This window comes from Selenomonas sputigena (assembly GCF_026015965.1).
In the GTDB taxonomy this organism is placed as follows: domain Bacteria; phylum Bacillota; class Negativicutes; order Selenomonadales; family Selenomonadaceae; genus Selenomonas.
On the sequence record NZ_CP110383.1, the window covers coordinates 2,483,206 to 2,499,971 of the forward strand.

Annotated in this window: 13 protein-coding genes and 3 rRNA genes; 12 read left to right on the forward strand and 4 right to left on the reverse strand. The window is 54.6% G+C overall.

Features of this window, described 5'->3' with window-relative positions; genetic code table 11:
- Positions 1-28 precede the first annotated feature (28 nt).
- The 3 genes from OL236_RS11845 to thiT form a co-directional block, all read right to left on the reverse strand.
- Positions 29-988: a YybS family protein gene (locus tag OL236_RS11845; RefSeq protein WP_009645575.1), complete on the reverse strand. Its 960-nt coding sequence runs from the start codon at positions 986-988 to the stop codon at positions 29-31.
- Between the two features lie 170 nt (positions 989-1,158).
- A complete protein-coding gene (gene rarD, locus OL236_RS11850) occupies positions 1,159-2,037 on the reverse strand; it encodes an EamA family transporter RarD (RefSeq protein WP_265070770.1) in 879 nt (292 codons plus the stop codon).
- A 40-nt stretch (positions 2,038-2,077) separates the two neighbouring features.
- A complete protein-coding gene (thiT, locus tag OL236_RS11855) occupies positions 2,078-2,719 on the reverse strand; it encodes an energy-coupled thiamine transporter ThiT (protein ID WP_013740519.1) in 642 nt (213 codons plus the stop codon).
- Positions 2,720-2,973: 254 nt separating this feature from the next.
- Here thiT and OL236_RS11860 point away from each other — a divergent pair, with 254 nt between their 5' ends.
- The 8 genes from OL236_RS11860 (at position 2,974) to rrf (ending at position 12,036) form a co-directional block, all read left to right on the forward strand.
- Complete coding sequence (locus tag OL236_RS11860) at positions 2,974-4,806, forward strand: acyltransferase family protein (protein WP_265070771.1); 1,833 nt, start codon at positions 2,974-2,976, stop codon at positions 4,804-4,806.
- A 51-nt stretch (positions 4,807-4,857) separates the two neighbouring features.
- The gene (locus OL236_RS11865) at positions 4,858-5,100 is read left to right on the forward strand and encodes a type II toxin-antitoxin system HicA family toxin (protein ID WP_265070772.1); all 243 of its coding nucleotides are present in this window, start codon (positions 4,858-4,860) and stop codon (positions 5,098-5,100) included.
- The gene (locus tag OL236_RS11870) at positions 5,093-5,494 is read left to right on the forward strand and encodes a type II toxin-antitoxin system HicB family antitoxin (RefSeq protein WP_265070773.1); all 402 of its coding nucleotides are present in this window, start codon (positions 5,093-5,095) and stop codon (positions 5,492-5,494) included. The genes OL236_RS11865 and OL236_RS11870 overlap by 8 nt, the downstream gene beginning before the upstream one ends.
- Positions 5,495-5,515: 21 nt before the next feature.
- Positions 5,516-5,884, forward strand: coding sequence for a YkvA family protein (locus OL236_RS11875; protein ID WP_265070774.1), 369 nt, complete (start codon positions 5,516-5,518; stop codon positions 5,882-5,884).
- A gap of 116 nt (positions 5,885-6,000) precedes the next feature.
- Positions 6,001-6,486: a hypothetical protein gene (locus OL236_RS11880; protein WP_265070775.1), complete on the forward strand. Its 486-nt coding sequence runs from the start codon at positions 6,001-6,003 to the stop codon at positions 6,484-6,486.
- A gap of 471 nt (positions 6,487-6,957) precedes the next feature.
- Positions 6,958-8,512 (forward strand): 16S ribosomal RNA (locus OL236_RS11885).
- Between the two features lie 420 nt (positions 8,513-8,932).
- Positions 8,933-11,850: ribosomal RNA gene (locus tag OL236_RS11890) — 23S ribosomal RNA — on the forward strand.
- A 69-nt stretch (positions 11,851-11,919) separates the two neighbouring features.
- Positions 11,920-12,036: ribosomal RNA gene (rrf, locus tag OL236_RS11895) — 5S ribosomal RNA — on the forward strand.
- Together the 16S, 23S and 5S rRNA genes form the textbook arrangement of a ribosomal RNA operon.
- A gap of 37 nt (positions 12,037-12,073) precedes the next feature.
- On the opposite strand, the gene OL236_RS11900 is transcribed toward rrf, so the two are convergent.
- Positions 12,074-12,520 carry a helix-turn-helix domain-containing protein gene (locus OL236_RS11900; protein ID WP_009644874.1) on the reverse strand — a complete coding sequence of 149 codons (447 nt, stop codon included), beginning with the start codon at positions 12,518-12,520 and terminating at the stop codon, positions 12,074-12,076.
- A 487-nt stretch (positions 12,521-13,007) separates the two neighbouring features.
- On the opposite strand from OL236_RS11900, the gene OL236_RS11905 reads away from it, so the two are divergent.
- The 4 genes from OL236_RS11905 to OL236_RS11920 all read left to right on the forward strand — a co-directional run bounded on the left by OL236_RS11905 (position 13,008) and on the right by OL236_RS11920 (position 16,483).
- On the forward strand, positions 13,008-14,180 hold the full coding sequence (locus OL236_RS11905) for a serine/threonine protein kinase (protein ID WP_265070776.1): 1,173 nt from the start codon (positions 13,008-13,010) through the stop codon (positions 14,178-14,180).
- A 232-nt stretch (positions 14,181-14,412) separates the two neighbouring features.
- Entirely contained in the window at positions 14,413-14,682 is a 270-nt protein-coding gene (locus OL236_RS11910) for a transcriptional regulator (RefSeq protein ID WP_265070777.1), read from the forward strand.
- Between the two features lie 16 nt (positions 14,683-14,698).
- Entirely contained in the window at positions 14,699-15,262 is a 564-nt protein-coding gene (locus tag OL236_RS11915; protein ID WP_265070778.1) for a zinc-ribbon domain-containing protein, read from the forward strand.
- Between the two features lie 84 nt (positions 15,263-15,346).
- Entirely contained in the window at positions 15,347-16,483 is a 1,137-nt protein-coding gene (locus OL236_RS11920; RefSeq protein ID WP_265070779.1) for a hypothetical protein, read from the forward strand.
- The last annotated feature ends 283 nt before the right edge of the window (positions 16,484-16,766 follow it).

The following is a 16,766-nucleotide window of genomic DNA, read 5'->3' on the forward strand; positions in this document are numbered from 1 at the left end:
TTGGAAAATGCCGCTGGGACGGCATCTCCTAGCGCCGACGGCTGAAGCGGCGGCGGTAGTCGAAGTACATATCGAAAAGCCCCGTAAAGGCGATGAGCTGCATGAGAAATGCGCTCAAAACAGCGAAGGCGACGATCGTCCAGCGCCAGAAGCGTCCGATCTTCCAGTGGTCGGCCACATACCACAAGAGCGAAAAGCCCTGGATGAGACCTGCGAACGTCGCGATGATGTCGCCGTTGAGCGCGGCTTCGTAAAGAAGCGAGATGTGGCGCGTGCCGCCCCAGTAAAGTCCCACGAGGGAAAAGCCGAAGAGGAAGAGAAAGTAGACGGAAAAGCGCCACTCGCGAAACGGCGGCAAGGACGGCATCTTCTGGCCAATACGAGAGAACAGGACGCCCGCGGCGACGAAGTTCACGAGGACGGCGAGAGCCGACTCCACGACGAAGATCGTCGGTGCGATCAGAGAGACTGTCTCGACGAGCGAGGCGACCTGCTTCTCCAAAGCCTGTGTCTCGGTCGGCGTAAGGCTGCCGCTCGACTGCATGGCAGAGCCGAGTCCCTGGTACGACTCGCGCACAGCTTCGATAAAGGGCGCCAGCGGGTCAACGCCGAAGATGAGCGCTGCAAAGAGCAGCGAGACGAGCGTGCCCAAAAGCGAGATCACAAGACCCCACTTGATGAGGCGCACCGCCTCCCATTTGCGGCGAAGGCCGAATCCTAGGAAGAACGCCAGCGGCACGACGAGAAAAAGCGTATGCAGTGCCCCCAGAGCGCCGAGCACGGCATAGTAGAAACCTGCCGCAAGAACGACGCCGGGCACGGCGTAGCCGTAGCCGTGACGCACGATCAAGACGACCAGCGGCGCCGTCCAGCCCAGAAGAAAGACCACGCCCAAAACCGGCAGGAACGGTGCGGCAAGCGCAAAGAGAAACGCCATGATGAGGAGCGCCCAACGCTCCTGCCCCGGCGAGATCTGTCGCATCGTCATATTCCATCCTCTCTGAATCAAGCCGCCGCTCTTTTCAAGCTGCGGCTATTTTTTGTCGCGATACTCTATTATAGCAGAAAAGACGGCGATTGTTAAACATTATGTGGGAGAGGCTCTATCATGACGAGATCGAAGCTGCGTCTGAGCATCTCTGTGGGGAGGTCATTTCCTTACCGCACGCGCTCGGAGAGCGTGAAGATCAAAAGAGCCGTCCAGATGCAGGCGCAGGCGGAGAGCTGAGCTGCGCCGAAAGGCTCGTGGAAGAAGAATACGCCGAGGAGAAGTGCGATCGTCGGACTCAGGTATTGGAAGAAGCCGAGGACGTTCAAGGGCAGGAGGTTCGCGCCGTAGGAGAAGAGGATGAGCGGCGTGGCGGTGGCAGCGCCGGAGCCGATGAGGAGCAGCATTTCACGCGGCGTCGCCAGGCTGAACTGACTCGTCGGCTCGCCCGCCAGATAGACGGCGTAGGGCAGGAATACGGGCAGTACGAGCAGGGTTTCGAGCGTGATGCTTGAAAAGGGATGCAGCGCGAGCTTCTTTTTCAGTGCGCCGTAGAGCCCGAAGGTCAGGGCGAGCACGAGCGCGACCCACGGCAGTTTGCCGATCTGCACGGTCATGAGCACGACGCCGCAGAAGGCGAGGAGGACGCTGACGCGTGCGGACGGCGTGAGCCGTTCCTTGAAGAGCACGACGCCGAGCGCGACGTTCATCAGCGGGGTGCTGTAGTAGCCGAGACTCGTGTCGATGACATGACCGTTATTGACCGCCCATATATAGGTCAGCCAGTTGATGGTGATGAGGATCGAAGCGCCGAAAAGGAGCAGCGCACGCCGTCGGTTTTGACGGAGTGCGCTGCAATCCTGGCAGAAGCTCTGCCAGCGTTTGGAGACGGCGAGGACGAGCAGCATGAAGACGAACGACCATGAGATGCGATGTGCGAGGATTTCAGCAGAGGAAGCCCCAGCGAGAAGGTTCCAGTAGAGCGGCAGAAAACCCCAGATGATATAGGTGGAGAGGGCGGCGATCATGCCGCGCTTTTTTTGTTCCATGGGATAAAAAACTTCTTTCCGTTTTGTGTGAATGGGATGATCAGTGCGCGTGCGGCGCCGTTTGGCGATCCATCGCCGCCATGAGCCTTTCTACGGGCAGCACCTTCAAGAGGGCAAAGCAGATCAGGCACTCGGGAACGAGGTACGTCGCGTTGAAGGTCAGCGAGTAGACGAGGGGGCTTGTGCCTGCGGGAGCGTAGGACGCGAAGAATACGACGCCGCTCACGATGTGGCAGAAAAAGCGCGCGAGGAAGGCGAGCGCCGTCGACGCCATGCGGTGTGCGGGAAAGAGCGCGGCGAGCGAGAGCGCCATGTAGGGCAGCGGGTAGTCGAAGAGCACCTGCACGGGGTGCAGCAGATACGGATCCTGCATCATGTTGAAGATGCCGTAGAGGAAGCCCGCAAGGCAGCCTGTGCCGACTCCATAGCGATAGGAAACGAAGAGCAGGGGCACCATCGCGCCGAGCGTCACGCTGCCGCCCTGCGGCATGTGGTAGAGGCGAAACTGGTGCAGGATGACGGTCATCGCGAGCATGAGGGCGATGGTCACGATCATCGGCGTCGTGAGCCGTACGCGCCTAAAGTAGAGGTGCGAGAGAATCGCGAAGAGCACGGCGATAAGCGCGATGAGGCTCGCCGGGTGCTCAAGAATGGCTGAGATGTTTTGCAGCAGAGTGTCCATATTTATCCGTCCTTTCATTGTTCTCTTGCCAATAGTACATCGAGAATGATATTTGTATCACAGAGTGCCTTCATGACGCTGCAGACGCTCCTTTCGTATAGACTCTAGATCTGCAGGAGCCTCTTTCAAAAGTCCGAGCAGGGGGCGTCGTTTTCTTAATTATACAATTCGTCCCTTCCGAAAGCAAACGAAAATCCCTTGAAGAGGCTTTTCGTTTGTGCGATAATGGAGGGCACACAAAGGATGGTGGATTTATGGCAGATTACGTTGGAGGAAGACCGACGAATCGGATTCAAGGGCTCGATGCTTTGCGCACCTCGGCGATCATCGGCGTCACGTTGTTTCATATATTTCCCGATGTGGTGAAAGGAGGATACCTCGGGGTATCCTTGTTTTTTGTTTTGACGGGGTATCTTCTCGCCTACACGACGGAGCGGGAACGGCTCGCGGGCGAATTTTCTCTCGGACGTTATTTTTTGAAGCGCCTTTTGCGCATGTATCCCGCCCTCGTCGTCGTGCTCCTCGTAACTCTCGGCATATATTCCTTCGTGCTTCCCGAGACGGTCGTGGATATGCGCGAGGAGGTCCTTTCCGTCGTGCTCGGTTATAACAACTGGTGGCAGATCGCCGCGAATGCCGACTATTTCACGCGCATTGCCAATGCATCGCCGTTTACGCATCTGTGGTTTATGGGCATCGAGCTGCAATATGCGTTCGTCTTGTGGCCGCTGCTCTTTCTTCTTTATACGCTTGTCTCGCATTGCTTGGGGAAAGGGGCAGGCATAGCAGTCATCGCCGCGCTCGGTTTGGGGACGGCGTTCCTCATGCCGCTTTCGTATCAGCTGGGGGCAGATGTGACGCGCCTTTACTATGGTACGGATACGCGTGTTTTTGCGCTCCTCTTGGGTGCAGCGATGGGGCTTTGGCGTGCAGGGGCTTCTGCGGCGAAGAAGAATCCGCTTTGGCGCGAGATTGCAGAGTTCGTCAGTTTCGAGCTTCTGTTCGTCGCCGTCCTCTTCGCTTGCGTTTTTTTCGATGGCGCGAATCCGCTGCTCTATCGGGGCGGCATGTTCCTCGTGACGCTTCTATTCTGTCTTTTGCTCGCGATCACGGCGGATCGCGGCATGACGATTGGCAAGTTTCTCGATATGCGCGTCTTTCGCTGGATTGGCACGCGCAGCTATGGCATCTTTCTCTGGCAGTACCCCGTGATCTTCCTGTTTCAACAAAAGGGCTGGGAAGCGATGCCGTATTTTGCCGTGTGGGAGATCGCCGTCATCGTGCTGCTCGCCATGTGGACGGAGGCATTGACGAAGAGCATCGGCAGGCGCGAACTGCCTGCGTTCGGCAATCGCCTCGTCTATGTGCAGGGAGCGTGCTTTCTCGCGTTCACTCTGTGCGGCGTCTTTTTGATGGGCTTCGGCTGCAAGGGGCTTGCGGCGCCTGCCGGCTACAAGGCGGAGGCACGCGCGCAGCTCAATGCACGTCTTGAAAAGAATGCGGCGGAACTCGCGCGGCAGAAGGAAGAAGCCGAGAAGGCAGCGGCGGCAAAAGCCGCTGAGGACAAGGCGGCACGCATGAAGGCGGTGGAGCTTTCGGGCGTCGCCTGCATCGGCGATTCGGTCATGCTGTCTGCGGCGGGAGATTTGCAGAAGGCGCTGCCCGGCTGCGCGGTCGATGCGGAAGTCTCGCGCTATGTGGGCGGCGGAATTGAAGCTGCGCAAAGCCTCGCGGCGCAGGGCAGGCTCGGCAGCATCGTCGTCGTCTCGCTCGGCACGAACGGGCCACTCGCCGCCGGTGAGCGCTATGTGGAACAGACGCAGGGGCTTTTGAAGCTTTTAGGATCGAGCCGCCGCATTTTCTGGGTTAATGTCTATGCGCCGCACCTTTCGTGGCAGGATCCGAACAATGAATACATCCGAAAGATGGCTGCTGAGCATAAGAATGTGACGGTCATCGACTGGTACGGACTTGTATCGAAGCACCCCGAGTGGCTCTCGGGCGACGGCGTGCACCCGAACGACGCGGGCACGGAGCAGTACGCAAAGCTCGTGCACGATGCGCTGGCGGAAGCGTTGGCGAAGTGAGATTTGCTTCAAAAGGTTGGGTGTGGTACTATATATGGGGGCGGAAATGCCTTGAGCAAGTGGGAAAAACTTATCGCACGCATTCGGAACAATCCCAAGGCGGTTTCGTTTGAGGAAGTCGCGAAAGTGCTGGAATCCATCGAGTATGAGAAGCGGCAGCCGAGAAGCGGATCCAGTCATTGGACGTTTCGGAAAAAAGGGTGTCTGCCGCTTACGATTCCGAAGAAAGAGCCGTATGTGAAAGAAGCTTATGTGCGGCAGGTCATCCTAGCTTTGGATGATGCTGATGCTTGATTTGTTGTCGGTTTGCGAGGGTGACGATATGAAAAGGGATATTGCATACTATATGGCGTTGCCGTATCGTGAAATTATCGAAGCGGATGCGGCCGGCGGTTACGTCGGTTATGTGGCGGAATTGAAAGGATGCATTACACAGGCGGAGACGAAAGCGGAACTTCTGGATTTGCTGGAAGATGCAAAGAGATGTTGGCTAGAAGCTGCATTGGAAGAGGGGCTGACTATACCGAAGCCGCAGTCGGAAGAAAACTTCAGTGGAAGATTCAATCTGCGCCTGCCCAAAAGTCTGCATCGAGAGCTGGCGCTCAGTGCCAAAGCGGAGGGGGTCAGTCTGAATCAGCTTGCCGTATGTTTGATCGCAAGCGGGCTGAAGACCTCTGCTGTGAGATGATTTTGGCAGGGAGGCGGTTTTATGTGGAAGATTTTTTCCTTTTTGAAGATGTTTCGTGAAGATTTGCTTATCATGATGGTGGCGCTCAAGGATTCTCGCACGCCTGCGGCAATCAAGGCGGTGTTTCTCATCGGACTGCTCTACTGCATCAGCCCGATCGACATCATTCCGGATGCCGTTCCTGTTCTTGGCATGGTGGACGATGCGGCGGTCTTGCCGGCGGCGGTCTTCGGTCTGATCCGCTTCCTGCCGCCACAAGTGCGTGCGGATGCACAGGTGAGAGCCGAGCGGCTTGGGCGGCGGCTGCCGTACATCGTGGCGCTTGCATCAATCGCGCTTATCGCGTGGATCGCCTTGATCGTCTGGGGCATCGTGGCGATCTTCCGCTGATATATGGATCTGAGCAGCTCGTAGGATTATGGGCTGCTTTTTATTTTTATGGAAGGAGTTTCTGCCTCGAACGAGAAATGGTTTTGTGAGAGGCGAAATAAAAGGAGGGATTCATTATGAAACAGTATGCAATGCTTCTTGCCGCTGTCCTCGTGCTGCTTGCAGCGAATCTCTGCTCGGCGGCACGTCTGCCTGATGCGGACTATGCGCTCGGCGGCATAAAGTTTGGCGACGATGCAGAATTCGCAAAGAGCGTCTACGGAGAGCCGGATTGGGTTGACTACCATGAGGGTACGCCAAATTCCGGCGATATCCCGCTTTGGATTTATCACTACGGCGATTCGTTTGTCGTGGCAGTCGAAGCTACGCGGATGAGTGTGTCCTCGCTCATGACTACGGCGAACAACGGCATCGCGACGCCGCGCGGCATCCATGTGGGCAGCACGTTGACAGATATCCAGCGTGCCTATGGCACACTGCCGCAAGGGCATCGAGCGAATCAGGGCTATTGCTACTCCTATGGCTGGGGAGCGATATCACTGGACTTCTATGTGGATGGCAAGGGAAAGGTCTATAAAATCTGGACGGGCTATTCCGACTGAAATTGTCTCTGCTGGATCATGAGCGGGCGGACTTTCACCTTTTTCAAAAAGGTGTTGACAGTCCGTCCGCTTTCGTGTATTATGTTAATTGCTGTTGCGGCGAGCGACAGTAAGACGCTCGAAAAAACTTCAAAAAAGTGCTTGACAATCCCTCGTGGATGAAGTAAGATAGTCGAGTCGCCTGTGAAGAACGAGCGGCGAACAGCCGAAGCAATTCGGCGGTGTTCCTTGAAAACTAAACAATGCAGAAATGAATCATCTATATGATTCAAGCCAGATGTCCATCAAGAGGAATCTTGATGAAACATCGATTGTGAACTACATTTGTAAAAGCAATCGACAATTTCTTTATGCGGTTCGAAAGAATCGTATCCAAAGATAAAAGAGCCAATCAACGGCTCTCTGCAAACTGAATGCAAGTTTCTCCGCATTCAACATAACCATGTTGGATGCGGAGAAAAAACGCAAGTTTTTTCGGAGAGTTTGATCCTGGCTCAGGACGAACGCTGGCGGCGTGCTTAACACATGCAAGTCGAACGGGAACCTTTATTTCGGTAAAGGTGAGAGTGGCAAACGGGTGAGTAACACGTAGGCAACCTGCCGACAGGATGGGGACAACATTCCGAAAGGAATGCTAATACCGAATGAAGTCGCCAGAGGGCATCCTCTGGTGATGAAAGATGGCCTCTGAATATGCTATCACCTGTCGATGGGCCTGCGTCTGATTAGCCAGTTGGCGGGGTAACGGCCCACCAAAGCGACGATCAGTAGCCGGTCTGAGAGGATGAACGGCCACATTGGGACTGAGACACGGCCCAGACTCCTACGGGAGGCAGCAGTGGGGAATCTTCCACAATGGGCGAAAGCCTGATGGAGCAACGCCGCGTGAGTGAAGAAGGTCTTCGGATCGTAAAGCTCTGTTGCACGGGACGAAAACCGAGCTTGAAAACATTGAGTTTGGGTGACGGTACCGAGCGAGGAAGCCACGGCTAACTACGTGCCAGCAGCCGCGGTAATACGTAGGTGGCGAGCGTTGTCCGGAATTATTGGGCGTAAAGGGAGCGCAGGCGGACATATAAGTCCATCTTAAAAGTGCGGGGCTCAACCCCGTGAGGGGATGGAAACTGTATGCCTTGAGTGCAGGAGAGGAAAGCGGAATTCCCAGTGTAGCGGTGAAATGCGTAGATATTGGGAGGAACACCAGTGGCGAAGGCGGCTTTCTGGACTGTAACTGACGCTGAGGCTCGAAAGCCAGGGGAGCGAACGGGATTAGATACCCCGGTAGTCCTGGCCGTAAACGATGAATGCTAGGTGTAGGAGGTATCGACCCCTCCTGTGCCGGAGTTAACGCAATAAGCATTCCGCCTGGGGAGTACGGTCGCAAGACTGAAACTCAAAGGAATTGACGGGGGCCCGCACAAGCGGTGGAGTATGTGGTTTAATTCGACGCAACGCGAAGAACCTTACCAGGGCTTGACATTGAGTGAAAGAGCTAGAGATAGCTTCCTCCCTTCGGGGACACGAAAACAGGTGGTGCATGGCTGTCGTCAGCTCGTGTCGTGAGATGTTGGGTTAAGTCCCGCAACGAGCGCAACCCCTGTCCTTTGTTGCCAGCGCGTAATGGCGGGAACTCAAAGGAGACTGCCGCGGAGAACGCGGAGGAAGGCGGGGATGACGTCAAGTCATCATGCCCCTTATGTCCTGGGCTACACACGTACTACAATGGGATGGACAGAGGGAAGCGAAGGCGCGAGCCGGAGCGGACCCCACAAACCATCCCCCAGTTCGGATTGCAGGCTGCAACCCGCCTGCATGAAGTCGGAATCGCTAGTAATCGCAGGTCAGCATACTGCGGTGAATACGTTCCCGGGCCTTGTACACACCGCCCGTCACACCACGGAAGTCATTCACGCCCAAAGCCGGTGGGCCAACCGCAAGGAGGCAGCCGTCTAAGGCGGGGGCGATGACTGGGGTGAAGTCGTAACAAGGTAGCCGTATCGGAAGGTGCGGCTGGATCACCTCCTTTCTAGGGATACTGAGCAAGCAAAGAAGCGAGCCGAAAGGTGAGCGGATCTGCAGGCTTGACCTAAGTCGAGGCATCTGCTGACTTGTCCAAGAGCCGAAGGCGATTGGGTAACAAGTCGTATGCGAAAACATCCCAAGAACGCGAGCCGTCAGGCGAAGCGCGATTGGTTGATGTTGACCGCTTTCTGCATTGTCTAGTTTTGAGGGAACACAAATCTCTCAAACTTGACCTTCTCGTTGGATTATAACAGCGGCAAGGTCAGGCGTACCTTGAAAACTACACAGAAGACAAAATGAAAGAAAATCATCGAAGGCTGCAGAAATGCAGCAAAGATTTTCCGAACATTTTAGGATCACAAACCAAACCAAGAACATCAGAAATGATGCCTTGAGGCGAAACACACGGCGAAAGCCGTGGAAAAGTCAAGCTACGAAAGGCATACGGTGGATGCCTTGGCGTCAGGAGTCGAAGAAGGACGCGATCAGCTGCGAAAAGCCGTGGGGAGCCGCAAATAGGCCTCGATCCACGGATATCCGAATGGGGCAACCCAGTGCGAGTCATGTCGCACTACCCGAAAGGGAGACAAACCCGGTGAACTGAAACATCTAAGTAGCCGGAGGAAAAGTAATCAAACGAGATTCCCCCAGTAGCGGCGAGCGAAGCGGGAAGAGCCCAAACCGAAAGCTTTCGGGCTTTCGGGGTTGAGGACCAGCATAAAGGGAAAGCAGCCTAGTGGAACGGCATGGGAAGGCCGGGCGAAGAGAGTGAAACCCTCGTACACGAAAGGCTGAAGAACAGGCTGGGATCCAGAGTACCACGGGACACGAGGAACCCTGTGGGAAGCCGGGTGGACCACCATCCAAGGCAAAATACTACCTGACGACCGATAGAGGAAAGTACCGTGAGGGAAAGGCGAAAAGAACCGCGGGAGCGGAGTGAAATAGAACCTGAAACCGTATGTCCACAAGCAGTCGAAGCGCTTTATATGCGCGACGGCGTGCCTATTGAAGAATGAACCGGCGAGTTATCCTGTCGAGCGAGGTTAAGCGGAAAACGCGGAGCCGAAGCGAAAGCGAGTCTTAAAAGGGCGAAGAGTTCGACGGGGTAGACCCGAAACCACAGTGATCTATGCATGGCCAGGCTGAAACTCAGGTAAAATTGAGCGGAGGGCCGAACCCGTGAGTGTTGAAAAACTTTGGGATGAGCTGTGCATAGGGGTGAAATGCCAATCGAACGTGGAGATAGCTGGTTCTCCCCGAAATAGCTTTAGGGCTAGCCTCGAGCGATGCATGCAGACGGTAGAGCACTGATCGGGCAAGGGGGCGTAAAGCCTACCGACCCCAGTCAAACTGCGAATGGCTGCATGTCAAACTCGGGAGTCAGCGTGCGAGTGATAAGACCCGTACGCAAGAGGGAAACAGCCCAGACCGCCAGCTAAGGTCCCCAATGCTGTACTAAGTGGAAAAGGATGTAGGAATTCGAAAACAACCAGGATGTTGGCTCAGAAGCAGCCACCATTTAAAGAGTGCGTAATAGCTCACTGGTCGAGAGTCCCTGCGCCGAAAATATCCGGGGCTCAAGTACAGAACCGAAGCTGCGGCTGCATACTTAGGTATGCGGGGTAGGGGAGCGTACCATGCGCGGCGAAGCCGTACCGGAAGGAGCGGTGGAGCGCATGGCAGTGAGAATGCCGGTATGAGTAGCGAAAAGGCCAGCAAGAATCTGGCCCACCGAAAGCCTGAGGTTTCCTGGGCAACGCTCGTCGTCCCAGGGTCAGTCGGGACCTAAGCCGAGGCAGCAAGCATAGGCGATGGACAACTGGCAAACATTCCAGTACCGCAGGGAGTCGTTTGAGTGATGGAGTGACGCAGGAGGGAGCTTGGGCGCGCGAATGGAAGAGCGCGTCGAAGCCGGTAGGCTGCAAGGGAGGCAAATCCCCCTTGTAAAAGCCGAGACGTGACAGGGAGGCAAACCCTTGGGTGAGCCGAAGCCAAGCGGACCACACTGCCGAGAAAAGCTTCTAGCGAGACAAACTGCGCCCGTACCGAAACCGACACAGGCAGGCAGGGAGAGGATCCTAAGGTGCGCGGGAAAACCCTCGTTAAGGAACTCTGCAAATTGCATCCGTAACTTCGGGAAAAGGATGGCCGGAACTGGTGAAGACCCCTGCGGTTGGAGCCGGGGCCGGCGACAGAAGAGAAGCCCAAGCGACTGTTTACCACAAACACAGGTGCCTGCAAAAGAGAAATCTGACGTATAGGTGCTGACGCCTGCCCGGTGCTGGAAGGTTAAGGGGAGAGGTCAGGAGCAATCCGAAGCCTTGAGCTGAAGCCCCAGTAAACGGCGGCCGTAACTATAACGGTCCTAAGGTAGCGAAATTCCTTGTCGGGTAAGTTCCGACCCGCACGAAAGGCGTAACGATTTGGGCACTGTCTCGACGAGGGGCCCGGTGAAATTGAAATACCTGTGAAGATGCAGGTTACCCGCGACTGGACAGAAAGACCCCATGGAGCTTTACTGCAGCTTGGCATTGATGCCCGGCGGATGATGTACAGGATAGGTGGGAGGCTAAGAAAGGCGGCCGCAAGGACGCCCGGAGCCGCTGTTGGGATACCACCCTTCCTCCGCTGGTCATCTAACCGAAGTAGTTACGACACTCGGGACAGTGCCAGGTGGGCAGTTTGACTGGGGCGGTCGCCTCCGAAAGAGCAACGGAGGCGTCCAAAGGTTCCCTCAGCGCGGACAGAAATCGCGCGAAGAGCATAAAGGCAGAAGGGAGCTTGACTGCGAGACCGACAAGTCGAGCAGGTACGAAAGTAGGGCTTAGTGATCCGGTGGAATGAGAGTGGAATTGCCATCGCTCAACGGATAAAAGCTACCCTGGGGATAACAGGCTAATCTCTCCCAAGAGTCCATATCGACGGGGAGGTTTGGCACCTCGATGTCGGCTCATCACATCCTGGGGCTGAAGCAGGTCCCAAGGGTTGGGCTGTTCGCCCATTAAAGTGGTACGTGAGCTGGGTTCAGAACGTCGTGAGACAGTTCGGTCCATATCCATCGCGGGCGGAAGAAACCTGAAGGGGGCTGCTCCTAGTACGAGAGGACCGGAGTGGACGGACCAACGGTGTACCAGTCATGGCGCCAGCCGTGCAGCTGGGTAGCTGCGTCCGGAAAGGATAAACGCTGAAAGCATCTAAGCGTGAAACCAGCCCTAAGATGAAGTTTCTCACGGAGCAATCCGGTAAGGCGCCTCAAAGACGATGAGGTTGATAGGCGGGGAGTGGAAGCGCTGCAAGGCGTGTAGCCGACCCGTACTAATACGCCGAGGGCTTGACCTAAGTTTCGTCACCCTAAAATGTTCCATTGAGTCTTCTGTATAGTTTTGAGGGCACACCTCAACAAAGAAATCCAGTGGCGATAGCTGAGTGGATCCACCTGTTCCCATCCCGAACACAGTCGTTAAGCACTCATACGTCGAAAGTACTTGGTTGGAGACGACCTGGGAGGATAGAAAGCTGCTGGTTGATGACGCACCCGCAAGGGTGCGTTTTTATTTTGGAATCAAGGCATCTCTGTTTCGACGTTCAACAAGGGGTGTTCCGACATCTTTTGGAGCATGATGTTCGTATCGATTACGCTCATGTGATGGTCGAGGGCATACCACAGGATGCTGTCCCGCGGATTGCGGACGTAGAGTTGTTCCGCTCCTGCATAGTATAGAAGATACTGCGTCTCCTCCGGCGTCAGTTTCATGGCGAGGGCGAGGGAAATGACTTTGTTGCGTGAAGGATTCTTTTTGCGTCCGGCGAATATATGGTAAGCATAGATTCGTTCCAAGCTGGAAGCCCGAACGACATCCATCTTGCTCAGGTGTTTTTCCTCCAGAAGTTGATTCAGATATTCTGCCAGCGTGTATTGGCAAAAGTCTTTCTGATTGTCCACGAGAAAACCTTCCAGCCCGGAGGCCTGGCGCAGATCGTCTTTCAATTCCTCGGTGCTTTTCGGCATGATGCTGTCCTCCTGTGTGATTTGATACACATAGGATAATACGATATGGAGAAGAAAGCAAGGTGGTTTCTTGGATGCTCATATCACCGCATATTTTGAGGAGGTTTTTCAAAAGATAGAGCTGCTCAAATCCAGCGACAAGGGCGAGGTGTGGCTGGCATCCGAGAGATCGGGGCGGTCAACGTCAGCCAATCACGCTGCGCCTTCGGCTTGCGCTCTTGGGACGTTTTCGCATACGACCCATGACCCAATCAGCGGCGCCCCTTCGGGGCTTGCTTCTTGGATGGGTCAGCAGCGGTCAACGTCAACCAATCGCGTAGCGCCTTCGGCTTGCACTCTTGGGACGTTTTCGCATACGACCCATGACCCAATCAGCGGCGCCCCTTCGGGGCTTGCTTCTTGGATGGGTCAGCAGCGGTCAACGTCAACCAATCGCGCAGCGCCTTCGGCTTGCGCTCTTGGGACGTTTTCGCAGCGGCTGGTCATATTGAAACGCATCGCTTTGACGGGGCTTCCCTATAGGATGCTCAAAGGGAAGGATTATCCGCTGATTCCCCGCGTCCTGTATTGTATCGAGGACGGCGATGAGACGGTTGTCGTGGAGGAATATGTGCAGGGAGAATCCCTGCTTGATCGCATCGGACGCAAGGCGTATCTTTCGGAGCGTGAGACGGAGAGCGTTCTTTTGCAGCTATGCGAAGGCCTTGACGAAATCCATGCACAGGGCATCATTCACCGCGACATCAAGCCGTCCAATCTTATCCTGCAAAGCGGCTGTATCATCCGGCTCATCGACTTCGATGCTGCCCGCACCGTCAAAGAGCACAGCGGCGAGGATACGATGTACCTCGGCACCAGGGGCTATGCTCCGCCGGAACAATTCGGCTATGGGCAGACAGATGCGAGGAGTGATATCTACTCGATCGGTATCACTATGCGGAAAGCGCTGCCGGAGGAGTACGACGGCTATCTCGCCAAGATATTTGCCAAATGCACGGAAATCGATCCGGACAGGCGCTATCGGAATCTGCAAGAGCTTCGCCGTGCGCTGATCTTCCGCAGGTTTTGGGCTGGCAGGGGAAAGCCGGCACTGTGGACGCTGGCCATCGTATCTGTCGTAGTATTTTGCCTTCTGCCAAGGCTTGATGGGGTAGAAACCCTGCCGAGTGCTCCCGCAAGAGAATCGGGGGTCGATTCGCCAGCGGTTCGATTGCCGAGCGCTGCGGAAGAAAGCGCAGCCGCGCCGACACCGGAAACATCTGATGAGAAATTTTCCGTGCAATCGCTTGTGCCATCGGACAGCGAGTCTGAACAAGAAGTTGCCGTGCCAACGCCGACGTCATCGATCGAGCCGACTGCGCATGACAGCTACATGCCGCCGACAGTCAGCCAAGAGGAAAGAAAGTCCATAAAGAGCGTGGATGCATTCTTGGCAGAGTTCAAGGATGACCCGGAAAAACTTGCCTATTGGCAGACAAGGAATGTGGTGTTCTCCTCCGGCAATCGTTCGGAGGAGGAACGGCTCGAGGCCATGAAGAACGGCGAAATGGGGCTCCGGCTGAACGCCTTTATAAAAAATCTGCCGCCCATGACCGAGGCGGAACGCAATCGAGCGATCGACGAGTTCGTAGCCGAGCAAAAGAGATTGCTGGATCTATAGAATCCGCTGCGACCGTACGACTGCAGAAACGTCTACGAAATCAAAATTCTTTATTTACCTCGCAGGTAACCAATGCCTGCGAGGTTTTTGTTATAATGGGGGGCGTTGATGGGCTATGTCCGCAGCCGCACTCGTTTGCACACATAGAGGAATGTTTGCCTTCCGAGGGAGCGGACAGTGGGAGGCAAGACCAGTTTATTCATAAGACGGAATAGAGAAAGGGGGGAGAAGTGTGTCTGACTTTTGTTGGCTTTTGGCTCGGCTTGCTTTTTTGGCCATGTTCATCGGCATGGTGAAGCCGAAGTTTGTGATCTTCTGGGGCGACAAGGCGGCCAGGACGCGCAAGAAGGTTTTCGTCGTCTATCTGTCCGTCATCGTGCTCGGAACTCTGCTTGCCATTGTGACGCATCCGGACGGCTTGGCAGGGGGCTTGGCTTGGTTTTTGGGCGCAGATATAGATGATGCGCAGAATATGCTGCGTGCCAAGGGGCTGGCGGATTGATATGGAGGGATAGGATATGAAGTATTGTAAGGCGTGTGGGGACAATATTCCGGATTCAGTGCGTTTTTGTCCGTCGTGCGGAAGCACAGTGGAAGAACAGCCTCTGGTGAATATACAGAAGGAGGAAGTTGCCAGGGAACATCATGAATGGAAATTTCTCACGGAGCGTCTTGCTTATGGGATTTTCCAGGTGCGGGTGCATACGAATGTCACAGTGGAGGGAAGCCGGATCACGGTTGATACGCATCGACAAGCCGTATTTTTCAAGTGGGGGAGGCAGCGCGATTCGTTTGATGTGAAGGAAGTGAAGAAAGTCACACTGGAGAAGAAAATCTCGAAACTGAGCATTTTCCTCATCGTGCTGGGTATTCTCATGCTTCTGGTGGGCAACTGGTGGGGAATCCTTCCGTTGGGAACGGCTCTCCTTACGTTGTACGACAAATACTTGTTGATCCAGCATCGACGCGGTGGTTTCCGAATTTATGATGCAGAACTCATAGGGACGAACGGACCTGCCAATGAGTTTTTTGATTATATCCAGGCTCGCAATCCGCAGGCGATGGCCATCATTCGTGGGTAGGCTTCGGCTGGAAGAAGCTTTGCTTGTCATGCTTTTTCCGCACGATGCGTCATACGCTGGTATTGTTTCAACAAGGAGGCTGATATGAGTCACGGGAAGAAAATCATCGCCGCCTGTATGGCAGTTCTGCTTGCCTTTGTACCGCTGGCGAAGGTCGCACATGCTGATGCGCTCGACGCGCTTGCCGTTGCTGTGGAAGGAGCTGTCGGCGCTCTGCAGGAGGATGATCAGAAGATCACGGATGAGATCATCGAAACGATGACAAAGGATCCAGCGCAGAAGAGCGTTCTGCAAGAACATATCACGAAGACAGAGCCTGTGGCAAAGAAGTTGACCGAGGCGGAGGGTACAATCTTACTGGTATCGAGTTGGCTGCATAAGGTTCCTCTGATCGGCGGGATGCTTACGACAGGCTTTTTGGAGTGTGTTGAGTGGTATTGGGAGAGGCAGTTTTCCAGTGAGGATGATCTTGAGGTTATCAAGCGCTATGAGACGATCCGGAGTCATTTTTTGGATGCAGAAGCGGAATACATCGGATTGTTAGCGGATATGTCTGATTCAGAATCAAAAGAGATCGATCTGATGAAGAGCATAAACGGACTTCAGCTTATGAGCCGTATGGGATCGGCAAAGTCGGCAATGAAGCGCGTGAGAATGGCGGCTTTTGATGAGAAGCCGGAGGAGAAGGGAAAGAAGGGAGCTTCAGCAAAGGAGAAGATGCAGGGAAAACCGCAAAAAGGGGCAGCGGCAGATCCGCGCGAAAAGGCGAAGCAGGAGCTTGAGAGCTTAGGGTATTCGGTGAGCGGACAAATCAAGGAAACTTCCTATGGCAACAGCAGCGTTGGGTTTCTTGCACGGGAGACCGGAACGGGAAAGCTGGTTGTATGTGACCGTAAGAATCATCGTGTGGCAGTCGTCGAACCAATCACCGATTTCAGCATATTGACAAACAAACAGGCTGGGCATGAGGTCTTTGAGACAAGGTTCTATGTCGCCAATGACACGAGGGACAATGATCGGAATGCGGGATATTGGGATGGAGCGACGCATGTCTTTAATGTCTACGGGCTGTTTGATAGAGATGGCGCGGGAAATGTCGTGCCGGGAAAGCTCTATACAGCGTCGGGACGCAAGCCGTCACATTACCATTCCGTTTTGCATGAACAGAAAAATGTTGATTTAATGAATCTTGTAATGACAGAGGCTAAGTCTCTGCGCTAAACAGCAGAATAGAAAGTGCGCGATGAAAGATGCTGCGGTTCTATGCTTTGGGGCAGAGATCCGCGGCCTTTTGTTTGGAAAGAGCAGTTTTTCCCAGAAGGAAGAAGAAATACATCCCAAAGTCGGATTCTACGAAAGATTTTTATAAAGCGCTTATATTTTATGGAAACTTTTACGATATAATAAAATATAGAGGGATTCTTTTTCATGTTTTCTTTTCGTGAGCATTCAAAGCAAAACATGGCTGTCGTCGTTTCTTTGGAGTGCGTAAATAGAGGAGTTG

Excerpts from the sequence above, each read along its gene's own strand:
- OL236_RS11870 (WP_265070773.1), top strand. The coding sequence starts at position 5,093 with ATGCTTGATTTGTTGTCGGTTTGCGAGGGTGACGATATGAAAAGGGAT.
- OL236_RS11920 (WP_265070779.1), top strand. The coding sequence starts at position 15,347 with ATGAGTCACGGGAAGAAAATCATCGCCGCCTGTATGGCAGTTCTGCTT.
- OL236_RS11915 (WP_265070778.1), top strand. The coding sequence starts at position 14,699 with ATGAAGTATTGTAAGGCGTGTGGGGACAATATTCCGGATTCAGTGCGT.
- OL236_RS11875 (WP_265070774.1), top strand. The coding sequence starts at position 5,516 with ATGTGGAAGATTTTTTCCTTTTTGAAGATGTTTCGTGAAGATTTGCTT.
- OL236_RS11900 (WP_009644874.1), bottom strand. The coding sequence starts at position 12,520 with ATGCCGAAAAGCACCGAGGAATTGAAAGACGATCTGCGCCAGGCCTCC.
- thiT (WP_013740519.1), bottom strand. The coding sequence starts at position 2,719 with ATGGACACTCTGCTGCAAAACATCTCAGCCATTCTTGAGCACCCGGCG.
- OL236_RS11860 (WP_265070771.1), top strand. The coding sequence starts at position 2,974 with ATGGCAGATTACGTTGGAGGAAGACCGACGAATCGGATTCAAGGGCTC.
- OL236_RS11880 (WP_265070775.1), top strand. The coding sequence starts at position 6,001 with ATGAAACAGTATGCAATGCTTCTTGCCGCTGTCCTCGTGCTGCTTGCA.
- OL236_RS11845 (WP_009645575.1), bottom strand. The coding sequence starts at position 988 with ATGACGATGCGACAGATCTCGCCGGGGCAGGAGCGTTGGGCGCTCCTC.
- rarD (WP_265070770.1), bottom strand. The coding sequence starts at position 2,037 with ATGGAACAAAAAAAGCGCGGCATGATCGCCGCCCTCTCCACCTATATC.